The sequence below is a fragment of the Blautia sp. ZXY-1-B12 genome, from assembly GCF_056339915.1.
Genome location: NZ_JBWJVP010000257.1, coordinates 1 through 11,560, shown reverse-complemented (window position 1 = coordinate 11,560; position 11,560 = coordinate 1). Strand labels below are relative to the sequence as shown.

General features: G+C 41.8%; 9 protein-coding genes, 8 tRNA genes and 2 pseudogenes. 14 read left to right on the top strand and 5 right to left on the bottom strand.

Going from position 1 to position 11,560, the window contains the following annotated elements; genetic code table 11:
* The first annotated feature begins 38 nt into the window (after window positions 1-38).
* The 7 genes from AC075L_RS18090 to AC075L_RS18060 all read left to right on the top strand — a co-directional run bounded on the left by AC075L_RS18090 (window position 39) and on the right by AC075L_RS18060 (window position 675).
* Window positions 39-111, top strand: a tRNA-Asn gene (locus AC075L_RS18090).
* A gap of 4 nt (window positions 112-115) precedes the next feature.
* Window positions 116-187, top strand: a tRNA-Glu gene (locus AC075L_RS18085).
* 48 nt (window positions 188-235) lie between these two features.
* Window positions 236-308, top strand: a tRNA-Thr gene (locus AC075L_RS18080).
* Window positions 309-312: 4 nt separating this feature from the next.
* Window positions 313-386: transfer RNA gene (locus tag AC075L_RS18075), tRNA-Ile, on the top strand.
* 16 nt (window positions 387-402) lie between these two features.
* A tRNA-Asp gene (locus AC075L_RS18070) sits at window positions 403-476 on the top strand.
* A 37-nt stretch (window positions 477-513) separates the two neighbouring features.
* Window positions 514-586: transfer RNA gene (locus AC075L_RS18065), tRNA-Val, on the top strand.
* A 3-nt stretch (window positions 587-589) separates the two neighbouring features.
* A tRNA-Leu gene (locus AC075L_RS18060) sits at window positions 590-675 on the top strand.
* A gap of 261 nt (window positions 676-936) precedes the next feature.
* Here the strand turns inward: AC075L_RS18060 and AC075L_RS18055 are convergent.
* From AC075L_RS18055 to AC075L_RS18045, 3 genes and pseudogenes are all read right to left on the bottom strand, one after another.
* On the bottom strand, window positions 937-1,149 hold the full coding sequence (locus AC075L_RS18055; RefSeq protein WP_008708050.1) for a FeoA family protein: 213 nt from the start codon (window positions 1,147-1,149) through the stop codon (window positions 937-939).
* A 183-nt stretch (window positions 1,150-1,332) separates the two neighbouring features.
* Window positions 1,333-1,527, bottom strand: a complete 195-nt coding sequence (locus tag AC075L_RS18050) for a ribbon-helix-helix domain-containing protein (protein ID WP_008708051.1) — start codon at window positions 1,525-1,527, stop codon at window positions 1,333-1,335.
* Between the two features lie 263 nt (window positions 1,528-1,790).
* Window positions 1,791-2,063, bottom strand: a pseudogene (locus AC075L_RS18045) (DUF6783 domain-containing protein).
* On the opposite strand from AC075L_RS18045, the pseudogene AC075L_RS18040 reads away from it, so the two are divergent.
* Window positions 2,022-2,126, top strand: a pseudogene (locus tag AC075L_RS18040) (DUF6783 domain-containing protein); the annotation flags it as partial. The pseudogenes AC075L_RS18045 and AC075L_RS18040 overlap by 42 nt on opposite strands.
* Window positions 2,127-2,157: 31 nt before the next feature.
* Window positions 2,158-2,448, top strand: a complete 291-nt coding sequence (locus AC075L_RS18035) for a DUF6809 family protein (RefSeq protein WP_008708052.1) — start codon at window positions 2,158-2,160, stop codon at window positions 2,446-2,448.
* Between the two features lie 109 nt (window positions 2,449-2,557).
* Here the strand turns inward: AC075L_RS18035 and AC075L_RS18030 are convergent, their stop codons facing one another.
* Together AC075L_RS18030 and AC075L_RS18025 are read right to left on the bottom strand one after the other, a co-directional pair.
* Window positions 2,558-3,295: a FadR/GntR family transcriptional regulator gene (locus AC075L_RS18030; protein WP_055059906.1), complete on the bottom strand. Its 738-nt coding sequence runs from the start codon at window positions 3,293-3,295 to the stop codon at window positions 2,558-2,560.
* A 499-nt stretch (window positions 3,296-3,794) separates the two neighbouring features.
* Entirely contained in the window at window positions 3,795-5,537 is a 1,743-nt protein-coding gene (locus AC075L_RS18025) for an ABC-ATPase domain-containing protein (protein ID WP_368210175.1), read from the bottom strand.
* Window positions 5,538-5,812: 275 nt separating this feature from the next.
* On the opposite strand from AC075L_RS18025, the gene AC075L_RS18020 reads away from it, so the two are divergent.
* From AC075L_RS18020 to AC075L_RS18000, 5 genes are all read left to right on the top strand, one after another.
* Complete coding sequence (locus AC075L_RS18020) at window positions 5,813-7,204, top strand: aminopeptidase (RefSeq protein ID WP_118331302.1); 1,392 nt, start codon at window positions 5,813-5,815, stop codon at window positions 7,202-7,204.
* Window positions 7,205-7,444: 240 nt separating this feature from the next.
* Window positions 7,445-8,176, top strand: a complete 732-nt coding sequence (locus AC075L_RS18015; RefSeq protein WP_008708059.1) for an ABC transporter ATP-binding protein — start codon at window positions 7,445-7,447, stop codon at window positions 8,174-8,176.
* Between the two features lie 25 nt (window positions 8,177-8,201).
* Window positions 8,202-10,034 carry an efflux RND transporter periplasmic adaptor subunit gene (locus AC075L_RS18010; protein WP_118331303.1) on the top strand — a complete coding sequence of 611 codons (1,833 nt, stop codon included), beginning with the start codon at window positions 8,202-8,204 and terminating at the stop codon, window positions 10,032-10,034.
* Window positions 10,027-11,259 carry an ABC transporter permease gene (locus AC075L_RS18005; RefSeq protein ID WP_008708063.1) on the top strand — a complete coding sequence of 411 codons (1,233 nt, stop codon included), beginning with the start codon at window positions 10,027-10,029 and terminating at the stop codon, window positions 11,257-11,259. Before AC075L_RS18010 ends, AC075L_RS18005 begins: the two co-directional genes overlap by 8 nt.
* 191 nt (window positions 11,260-11,450) lie before the next feature.
* Window positions 11,451-11,524, top strand: a tRNA-Arg gene (locus AC075L_RS18000).
* Window positions 11,525-11,560: the final 36 nt, after the last annotated feature.

The window sequence follows — 11,560 nt, the reverse complement described above, 5'->3', positions numbered from 1 at the left end:
CAATATGTATGTAGTTTTGAAGGTGCAAAAACCTTTATTCCTCCTTAGCTCAGTCGGTAGAGCATGCGGCTGTTAACCGCAGTGTCGTTGGTTCGAGTCCAACAGGGGGAGTTTTGGCTCCATGGTCAAGCGGTTAAGACACCGCCCTTTCACGGCGGTAACAGGGGTTCAAATCCCCTTGGAGTCATTTAAATAATGGAAATGTGATTTTTGAGGCTTGATTCTGTTACAACATGCCGATGTGGCTCAATTGGCAGAGCAGCTGATTTGTAATCAGCAGGTTATCGGTTCGAGTCCGATCATCGGCTTTTTGGACCTTTAGCTCAGTTGGTTAGAGCAACCGGCTCATAACCGGTCGGTCCTGGGTTCGAGTCCCCGAAGGTCCATTTTTTAAATTATTTTGGCCCAGTGGCTCAGTTGGTTAGAGCGTCGCCCTGTCACGGCGAAGGTCGAGAGTTCGAGTCTCTTCTGGGTCGTTAGCATTTGCTGACGAAGTAATTGCATAAGTAGTATGGAATCTTAGCTCAGCTGGGAGAGCATCTGCCTTACAAGCAGAGGGTCATAGGTTCGAGCCCTATAGGTTCCATATGCCGCAGTGGCGGAACTGGCAGACGCCCGGGACTTAAAATCCCGTGGGTAGTGATACCCGTACCGGTTCGATTCCGGTCTGCGGCATGATTGTAAATAAGAGAAACGTTGATTTTGTAGCGTTTCTCTTATTTTTTTGCTTACAGGTTTTGAACACACTTGAACACAATGTTTACAGTTGTATACCTTATCTGCGTCTCTTTCTTCTTATAATTCAGAGAACAATTATTAAGACGGAAAACTGACGACTGATAGAACAAAGATAAGAATAAGCCGGATAAATGCTGAATGTTACAGCATTTATCCGGCCTTTGTCTTGTAAATTTCGCCACATTTAAATATAAAGCACTATACCTGTATTCTGTCTGCAACTTCATTTCCAAGAACAATCTTTCGGTTTGCAGAAGAAATTATAAGAGAATCGTGGAATTTGCGGAGAACACGAATCGTGCTACCTTCATGAATATTCATATCGTGCATGGATTTCATAACTTCCGGCAGTCCGAACATCCATTTAATGGTGTAAGTGTATCCCTGAGTAGAATCTGATAATGAATGCATAAAAAAACCTCCCTGTATAAAGTAATATGGTAAATAATGTCAGATAATTTATTGCTGTTATTGAAGTAATTGTATATCTATGAGTATTAGTTCGTCAATTATAACATTATTTCATACAATACTTAAATAATCATTCATTTATTCAGATATTTTCAGGGACTTTTTTCCGCATATACATATAATTTATTCGATAAATTTCAGATTATCAAGAGCATAGCGGAGTGCCATGCACATTAATTCATTTCTTGAGCGTCCGCTTTTGGCAGACAAGTCATCATATTGTTCCTGCAGTTCACGTTCAAGGCGAATGGTCATGGTGATTGATTTGTCTTCTTTTTTATCTGTACATTTTGGCCGGACAATAAAGTCGTTTGGCATGATTATCCCTCCTGTATAAACATTTATTAGTGAATGGTTATCATAATTGATATTGCTTATTCTATAGCAATCCTCTGAAATAATGCATCTTAAGCCAGCCCATCAGAGTGTGAAATCCTGCGTCAGATATCTTTGCCGTGCGTCAGCACGCCTGCAGATATCTTCCTTGTCTTTCGCACTCTGCTGAACTGTCTTAAATGCATTATTTACGAGGATTGCTATAATTTTGATCTCCGTAATCACTGTTATGATATAAAGTATAGTTACACAGGATTGACATTGATATAACACAAATTTATAATACATATTAGTATTACTTTTCTCCGCTTTGAAATAGAAAGGTTATCCTGCGAGACTGTTGTAAGAATTAATTTGATGCGATAGTATGAGTGAGTTATGAATATGTGGGGAATACTTGTAACATTAGAGTGTGTCTGAAAAATCATTCCCGCAATCTGCACGCCCCACTTTGCGGGATATTTCACCCGAATTCAGTTGCCGTAGCCCGCTACGGCGCCCTCATCCGGGCAAAATATCCCACAAATTGTGACGCACATCTTGCAGAAAGCCTTTTTCAGACACGCTCTAGAATGCAGTAAATAAATATTTTCAGAGAGACTGGGTAAATATATGGAAAATGTGATTCGGAAATTGTATGGTATGTATATGGATAATGACAATAGAGAAAAAAATGAAATGTCAGTAATGCATGATGATTTATGTAAAGAGAAAAAAGAGAAGGCATACCAGTGCTATCAGAAATTGAGAGTTCAACTGACAGATGAGCTTGCTGAAGAACTGGATGAACTGATGAATAAACATATGGAAATATATCCACAAGAGCTGGAAGAAAGTTTTGCCATGGGATTTAAAACAGGGGCAAGGCTGATGTGCGAGATTTTCAGTGAAGAAACAGAATGATTGTAAAGCAGATATGGCAATTCTCCAGATAAAGTATGATTTTAGAGGATTGCCATAGGTTTGATAAGTGGGTCTGACATATAATTTTTGATAACATGATCAGGGTAATTTATGGTTGTTGAACGTTATCAGAAATTGTGAGGTTGTCAGACGTAATTTCATTCAGGAGATATTCTATAGTATGCATATGTTCGTTCATAACTTTTTCTGCAAGAGGTGCATCATTATTGGTTATTGCCTGAACAAGCCGAGTGTGCTGGGAATCAATCTCCGGTGCATCGTTATTTTTCTGCATAAGATAGGAACGTATTCCAACGATCATATTTTCGGTAATCTGTGCAGAGGCATTTAAGACACTCAGTATTAATGGATTGTCAGAAATCTGAGCAATTTTCAGATGCAGATCACGATCCAGATCACCGCGGATTTTTTCATCCTGAGTGCTGTCCAGTCTGGCAATGATAAGCTGGAGTTCAGCAGCATCCAGCGGTGTACAGTTTTGGGCAGCGAGAAAAGCAGCTTTGCTTTCCAGTGCGCCTCGAAGCTGCAATGCATCCTGAATTTTGCTGTTGTACATTTGAAATATGATAGACAGAGGTTCAGTAAGACAGCTGTGAAGATCAGTTGCAATATAATTGGCACCGCCATGTACGCTGACAGTAATCCCGAGCAGGGAAAGAGCCTTCAGGACTTCTCGTAATGCTGGTCTGGAGATTCCGAATTCTTCTGCCAGAATACGTTCAGCAGGAAGTGCGTCGCCGGGTTGTAATTCTCCGTTTTGGATATTTTCGATAATTTGTTTCAGAACATCGTTGAATGTACTGGTTTTATCTATTTTTCTAAACATTTATTTTCCTCTTTCCAGGTACATCGTTTCGTAAATAACTATACCAATCGGATTCGCAGACAAGTGAGTGGTATAGTTATTTCGAAAACGGTGTACTAACCTTTGTTGTGTTATGCAGCTCTATATCAGATAACTGTTCCGCAGAGATTTCTTTGATTATTAAATAGTTACATACATCTAATATTATAACGGATTGAAAGGGAGATGCAACTGATTCCTACAAAATTTCTAAAAGTGTAAAATTTTTGTGTTGCTGAGAACGGAGTGAACAGTAACAAATTTTTGCAGTTTTTTTATAAATTTTATAATTATATTAGAAATTAGACAAATTTCTCTCACATTTATAGGTTATGATATTTACATCTTAAGGAAATGACGTACCTTAAGAGAAAATCTTTCCTTTCCCTAAAAAGTGTAAAATGAACGTGAATCACCGCTTAGCCGACAAGATCGACGGAGAAGCGGTGATTTTATTATGTCACTGAAGCAGGATTCTTTCTTATAAACCTCTGTAACGATTAAGACAGGCATAAATTTCCTGAATACGGGGAGTAGCGTAACCACAGGAAATTTTTTGATTCTCCGTAAAGAAGGACAGACCATGTAAAGAGAGATTTTTCCAGAGAAACTGCACAATCTCAGGCAGGGTACGTCTGCCGTCTGCCAGATGTTCAACTGCATATTTCAGCAGGAGACCTAAGGCAGCGGTCTGTTCTGCGTCAATAAGCTGTTCTGTATAGCGGAGATCAATCTCCTGTCTGCCGAGAGAGAAGCCATCTGTTCCGGAGATTCTGGTTTTCAGGCGCTCAGGTTTTGTGGCACCGGAATCGGAATGATTTCCACGACTGTTATGTCTGAGGCGCTTAGAAGATTCGGCAGGTCTGCTCATAATGCGATGGCTGTGCGGAAGCTGAAAATCAGTAACTGAAACAGCAGGCAGAGGATATTGGCTGCATAATTTTTTGACAGAAGCTGTAATATCTTTTGGAACGTAATTGTCCATCTGGATAATTGTATCTGCAATATGAAAGAATGCCCCGGAACTTCCGGCAACAAGAATTGTAGAAATCCCTGCTTTTTTATAAAGATCTTCTGCACGCTCCAGAAACGGAGTGATCGGCTCTTTCTCACGCTGGATAACCTGCTGCATGAAAGCATCACGAACCATGAAGTTAGTTGCGGAGGTGTCTTCGTCAAGAAGAAAAAGGTGGCTTCCGGCTTCCATGCTTTCTGCGATACCGGCTGCCTGTGAAGTGCTTCCACTGGCATCCAGTGTAGAGAAACAGCGGGTATCTTTCTTGTTTGGAAGATCATTTATAAACATGGAAATATCCACATCCTTGATAAAACGGCCATCTTCTGAACGCAGTTTGACAGCAGTTGCATCTGTGATCACGTATTCACGTCCATCTCCGGGGATATGATTGTATACACCAAGTTCAAGTGCATTCAGAAGCGTGGATTTGCCATGATATCCACCGCCTACGATCAGAGTGATTCCCTTTGGAATCCCCATGCCTGTGATTTTTCCTTTATGGGGAAGATTTATGGAAATGCGCAGACTGTCCGGAGAAGTAAAGGGAACGGAAGCTTTCATAGGGCGGGAGGAAATACCGCTTTCTCTTGGGAGGATGGAGCCATCGGCTATGAATGCGCAGAGATTTTTTGCGGGCAGCGTCTGACGGATAAATTCCTGATCCTCTGCAAGCTCTATATAATTCTGTAATTCCTTTGCATTAAGGCTGGAGTAGAAAAAGGATTTTTGAATGCATACAGGCAGAAAATCAAAAAGGATTTTCTCCAGTTCAGTGGCATTGATCGTGCGGCCATTAGCAGGGAAGCCCACAAAAAAGCGGGCGGTTATGCCTTTTTCTGTTATTTCACAGGCTGTCCGGGAAAGAATCTCCTGACCACAATGACTGACAGTGAGCAGGCCGCTTTTGCCGGAGCCTTTTGCACGAAAGCTGTACTGACTGACCTGTTTTTCAAACTGACGTGTAAGATAGTCGCAAAGAGTAGTCCCGGTAAGTGTATCTTTATAATATTCGACGGGAAATCCGGCATCTCTGTGTGAAATCTGAATGCTGACATGAGAGGGAGAAGCAAAAGGATCTCCCTGCACATGGTCGATGGACAGAATATAATTTCCAAAATGATACAGACCTTTCAGCCCTTTATATGCCGGATAACTTTTGCGGTTTATGGAACGAAGCTGCTGACGCAGTTCCTCTGAATTTTTCATGACAGAACCTCCTGGTATTGCAGATATTTTTATAATAATCCTCGCAAATAATGAATTTGAGAGGAGAAACATTAACCTGCCATCAACTATAGCGGAAATGAATCATAATGTCCACTGACAAATAAATATTAATCATATGGAAAATTTTCAGAGGATGTTTTATAATGAAAAACAGGTAATTGTTCAATATCATTACATAATAGCGAACTGATGAATAGTTACCGTTATCAAAGCAATACTATGAATGACAGTCATAAAGAAAGGCGGAACAGTAAATGGAACGTAGAAATGCATGGCTTTCTTATACAGAAGCAGAAGAAAAAGAACTGGAGCAGGTTGCAAAAGCGTATCGCAATTTCCTTAATGTGGGAAAAACAGAGCGTGAATGTGTGACGCAGATCATCAGAGAAGCACGGGCAGCAGGTTATGAATCTCTGGAAGAGAAGACTGCGAAGGGTGAGAAACTGAAAGCAGGAGATAAAGTTTATACAGTTGGAATGAAGAAGATTATTGCACTGTTTCATATCGGACAGGATGATATTTCTGAGGGAATGAATATTCTGGGAGCACACATTGATTCTCCACGTCTTGATGTTAAACAGAATCCATTATATGAGGATACGGATCTGGCATATCTGGATACCCATTATTATGGCGGTGTTAAGAAATACCAGTGGGTAACTCTTCCTCTGGCAATCCATGGCGTAGTGGTAAAGAAAGACGGAAGTACAGCAGAAGTAAATATCGGTGAGGATGAGGATGATCCGATCGTATATATCACAGACCTTCTGATCCATCTTGCAGGAAAGCAGATGCAGAAAAAAGCGACAGAAGTGATCGAGGGAGAGAATCTGGACATCCTGATAGGAAGCAGACCACTGAAAGATCTGGAAGATGATAAGAAGAAAGAGGCAGTAAAACAGAATGTACTGAATATCCTTAAAGAGAAGTATGATATGGAAGAGGAAGATTTTCTTTCCGCAGAGCTGGAGATCGTACCGGCAGGAAAGGCAAGAGAGTGTGGTCTGGACAGAAGTATGATCGCTGCTTATGGACAGGATGACAGAGTGTGCGCATATACTTCGCTGCTTGCAATGCTTGAGATGGAAACCCCGAAACACACTTCCTGCTGTCTGTTTACTGATAAAGAAGAGATTGGAAGCGTAGGTGCAACCGGTATGCAGTCACGTTTCTTTGAGAACGCAGTGGCTGAACTTCTGGATGCAATGGGATGCTACAGTGATCTGAGATTGAGAAGAACTCTGAAGAATTCCAGTATGCTTTCCTCTGATGTAAGTGCAGGCTACGATCCGGCTTATGGGGAGGCATTTGAGAAAAAGAATGCAGCTTATCTTGGAAGAGGTATCGTATTAAATAAATTTACCGGAGCAAGAGGTAAATCCGGCTCGAATGATGCAAATGCAGAATATGTGGCAAGAGTCAGAAATATTTTTGACAGCCATGAAGTTGCGTTCCAGACAGCTGAGCTTGGTAAAGTTGATATAGGCGGAGGCGGAACAATCGCTTATATCGCAGCACTTTATGGAATGGAAGTCATTGACAGCGGTGTGGCAGTGCTCAGTATGCATGCACCATGGGAAGTGACAAGTAAGGCAGATATTTACGAAGCTAAGAAAGCATATAAGGCATTTCTGCTGGAAGCATAAAAAGTCAGGCAGATACGGAATAAAAATATGAAGAAATCGTGGAAGCTGTATCGTTTCTGATAACAGAGACTTGCAGATTCCGCAGATAAGGGCAGAGCTTTTGGAAAACTGAAGCGCTGCTCTTTTAACATATAAGTGAGGTTATGACTGTAAAAGGTATTTCTGATATCTTACGAAAGACAGGTTGCGATTCTGTAAGATCTGGATTGGAGCAGGATATTTAATAGACGGGAGGGAAAGATGGAGGAAGCGCTGATCAGAGTAAAAGATTTGTGTAAAATATATAATCCCGGCGAGAATGAAGTACGGGCGCTGGATCATATTAATCTGGAAATTAATAAGGGTGAGTTTGTTGCTATTATCGGACAGTCAGGTTCAGGAAAGTCTACATTTATGAATATGTTGGGCTGTCTGGATGTGCCTACATCCGGCGAATATTTTTTGAATGGAACTGATGTGTCCACAATGGAAGATAATGAACTCTCAGAAGTCAGAAACCGGGAGATCGGATTTATTTTTCAGGGATTTAATCTGATCTCAAATCTGACTGCAATTGAAAATGTGGAACTACCGCTGGTTTACAGAGGGGTAGACAGAAAAACGAGACATAAGCTGGCAGTAGAGTCACTGACCATGGTAGGGCTTGAGAAACGTATGGATCACAGACCAAATGAAATGTCAGGAGGACAGCAGCAGAGGGTGGCTATTGCAAGAGCAATCGCGGCCCAGCCACCGGTGATCCTGGCAGATGAACCTACAGGAAATCTGGATTCTGCATCCAGTAAGGAGATTCTTCAGATTCTTAAAAGTATGCACGAGCAGGGAAAAACGGTCATATTGATCACACATGATAATGGGATTGCTGCTCAGGCAAGGCGTGTAGTCAGAATTATGGATGGAAAGATAGAATCAGATTTTATCAATAAAAACTATGGGAAAGAAGAATATATAAAAAACCAGCTGGATGCATAAATCCGGTTACAGGGAGACAGATATTATGAAAAAAAAGAAAAGTAAAAAGAAAATTATTATTGGAGCAGCAGCTGTTCTTGTTGTTGCCGGCGGAGTTACAGTAGCAGGTCAGAGAAATTCAACAGAAAATCAGATTCCACAGGTTCAGGTAGTAACTGCAGAGAAAGGAGATGTTGAGGAAACTGTAGATGCCACAGGAACAGTGGGAAGTGAAGAAGAGAAGACTTATTATTCTCCTGTAAATGCAGAACTGAAAACTGTTTCTTTTTCCCAGGGCGATGTGGTAAAAAAGGGAACAAAACTGATCGAGTTTAATACAGAGGATCTGGAGAAAGATAATCGAAAAGCAGAACTGAATCTGAAATCAACAAAGTATGATACAAAGGATACAAGAAATAAATCTGACAAAGCAGAGAAGAAGCAGAAGGATGCCAAAAAGAATGTTCAGGAGCTTGAGAAGAAAATAAAGGATAAAAAAGCTTATGTCTCGTCTCTGAAATCACAGATTTCAGCGGCAGCAGCAGCGGCACAGCGTGAAGCGGCAGCTCAGGCATCCGCACAGGCAGCAGCTCAGGCTCAGGCACAGCAGCAGGAAGCTCAGGCAAAAGCCCAGGCAGAGGCAAAGAAACAGGAGGAAATCCAGAGTAAATATCAGGCCGCACTTTATACATACAAGACGGAGACTCTTCCGCAGTACCAGCAGCAGCTCTCAGATCTGAATGCACAGTATAATCAGGCACAAAGCGATTATAATCAGGCAGACACCACATATCAGATGGCATTTGCAACATGGCAGGCAGACCCTTCAGATGAGAATACACAGGCTCTGGATAATGCGGAGGCTGCAAGAACACAGGCACAGCTCGCAATGCAGCAGGCACAGCAGACTTATAATGATCTTAAGCAGCAGACACCGAAAATGCCGGTACTTTCTGATTTCACAGAAAGCAGTGCAGATTACTCATGGGGAATTTCAGACGGTTCAGATGCAGATGACAGCGATGGGGAAGATTCTTCCTCCTCCGGATATGATTACAGTGGAAGTGATGGCGGGACAGTAACTGCGGATACTTCTGCTCTGGAAAGTGCGCTTGAGACAGCAAGCGATGAACTTGCAGAGCTTCAGTCAGATCTGGCTTCTGAGAAAGCTATCGCAGAGGCGGATTCCACAAGCCTGACAAAAGAAGAAAAAGAGAAACTGAAAGTAACAGATAATCTTTCCGAACTGGACGCAAAATCAGCCGAGGAGCTGGTGAAGGAAGGAAAGAAAGGAATCACCGCGGAATTTAACGGAATCATATCCAAGGCAGATATTAAGCAGGGAGCAGCAGTTACTCAGGGTATGGAACTGTTTACTATTGAGAATACAGACAAGGCAAGTGTGGATGTGACTCTCTCTAAATATGATTATAATACAGTGAAAGAGGGGCAGTCTGTTGAGATTACCTTGGGGGATAATACTTATCAGGGTACTGTAACAAAAATGAGTCATATTGCGGTGCAGAATGAAAAAGGAACGCCGGTCATTTCAGCAACAGTAAGCATTGATGATCCGGATGAAGATATTTTCCTGGGAGTAGATGCAAAGGTTAAGATTTATGCGGCTTCTGCGAAAAATGTGGTGACTCTTCCTGTGGAAGTGGTCAATATCGGAAAAGAAGGCTCCTTCTGCTATGTGATAGAAGATGGACTGGTGACAAAGAGAAATATTACCACAGGAATCAGCTCAGAGGATTATGTGGAAATTACGGACGGAATCAAAGAAGGAGAAGAAGTAATCGCAGATCTGGGTGATTACACAGAGGGAATGGAAGTACAGGCAGTTCCTGAACAGACAGGAGAGGATGCTGATGAGTAATCTGTATGAATATATCAAGATGGCAGTCCATAATATTATGGCAAATAAGGGACGTTCTTTTCTGACTATGCTTGGCATTATCATTGGCATTGCTTCTGTAATTGCCATTGTATCTGTGGGTGAAGGAACCAAGAACCAGATGAACAGTGAAATTGATGATATCGGCGGCGGGCAGATTGCCATCAGTGTCAGCGATGAGGCACAGACAGATGAGGAGTGGATCACTGCGGATGATGTGGAAGCAATCCGGGCGGTAGACGGTATAGAAGGAGTAAATGTTTCGGATTCATTCAGTGGAGAAACTACCACAGGTAAGGGAAATTTTTCTCTTATGCTGACGGGTGAGGGACCGGATGCAAAGCTGTTAAATAATGCCACCATGAAGCATGGAGTATATTTCGGGGAAAATGAAGTTCAGGAAGCAAAAAATGTCTGTGTGCTTTCCGATGCAGATGCAAAAAGACTCTTTGGCACAGATGATGTGGTTGGAATGACTGTAGATGTCAATTGTTATGGACTGACCAAAAGTCTTCGTATCTGCGGGGTGACAACCCAGAAAGAAAATGGAACCTTTGTCAGTTATACTTATGAGGGAATGCCGGTGACTATTAATGTTCCCTATACTACAATGAATGAATTCACCGGTGTATCCGATTACTTTTTCTCAGTAACAATGCAGGCAGATAAGAGCTTAAACAGTCAGGATGTTGCTGACAAAGTGGTAAAACTGATGGAAAAAAGACATCAGTGTGCAGGAAAAGATTACTTTCAGGTACAGAGCTTTCAGGATATTATGAGCTCTATGAATCAGATGCTGGATATGGTGACTGCTTTTATCTCCTTTGTGGCGGGAATTTCCCTTCTGGTTGGCGGTATCGGCGTTATGAATATTATGCTGGTTTCCGTAACAGAACGTACCAGAGAGATTGGTATCCGTAAGTCACTGGGAGCGAAAACCTCTTCTATTATGATGCAGTTTCTGGCAGAGGCGGCAATTCTGACGGTGATTGGAGGGGTGATAGGAATTGTTCTGGGTGTGATTGGCGGATATGTGATCTGTTCAATCATAAGCAGCAGTATGGGAATGTCCATCACTCCGGGAATCAGCCTGAGTACAATTATGGCGGCGACTTTGTTTTCCTGTGCAGTAGGAGTATTCTTTGGAATTTATCCTGCGAAGAAAGCAGCAAAACTGAGCCCGATCGAGGCTTTGCGGCGGAATTAATGAAAACAGGACTGCGATGGTATTTTGGTGTACCTGTGTACTGATATCATTACAGAATAGTTGTAAATTGTTATAATTTTGCGAATCAAAAGAAAAAAATAAAAAATTCAAAAAAAGTGTTGACAAATGCTCCAGTATAGAGTAGAATACTCATTGTTGTGAGGGACACGAGATAAGAACTTCACAAGGATGTGCGTTTAGCTCAGCTGGATAGAGCGTTTGGCTACGGACCAAAAGGCCGGGGGTTCGAATCCTCTAACGCACGCTAATAAAAAATAAGACAGTGCAAATGCACTGTCTT

What these genes read in the sequence shown, in the direction of transcription:
- AC075L_RS18005 (WP_008708063.1), top strand. Translation starts at nt 10,027, where the DNA reads ATGAGTAATCTGTATGAATATATCAAGATGGCAGTCCATAATATTATG.
- AC075L_RS18055 (WP_008708050.1), bottom strand. Translation starts at nt 1,149, where the DNA reads ATGCATTCATTATCAGATTCTACTCAGGGATACACTTACACCATTAAA.
- AC075L_RS18020 (WP_118331302.1), top strand. Translation starts at nt 5,813, where the DNA reads ATGGAACGTAGAAATGCATGGCTTTCTTATACAGAAGCAGAAGAAAAA.
- AC075L_RS18010 (WP_118331303.1), top strand. Translation starts at nt 8,202, where the DNA reads ATGAAAAAAAAGAAAAGTAAAAAGAAAATTATTATTGGAGCAGCAGCT.
- AC075L_RS18025 (WP_368210175.1), bottom strand. Translation starts at nt 5,537, where the DNA reads ATGAAAAATTCAGAGGAACTGCGTCAGCAGCTTCGTTCCATAAACCGC.
- AC075L_RS18050 (WP_008708051.1), bottom strand. Translation starts at nt 1,527, where the DNA reads ATGCCAAACGACTTTATTGTCCGGCCAAAATGTACAGATAAAAAAGAA.
- AC075L_RS18015 (WP_008708059.1), top strand. Translation starts at nt 7,445, where the DNA reads ATGGAGGAAGCGCTGATCAGAGTAAAAGATTTGTGTAAAATATATAAT.
- AC075L_RS18035 (WP_008708052.1), top strand. Translation starts at nt 2,158, where the DNA reads ATGGAAAATGTGATTCGGAAATTGTATGGTATGTATATGGATAATGAC.
- AC075L_RS18030 (WP_055059906.1), bottom strand. Translation starts at nt 3,295, where the DNA reads ATGTTTAGAAAAATAGATAAAACCAGTACATTCAACGATGTTCTGAAA.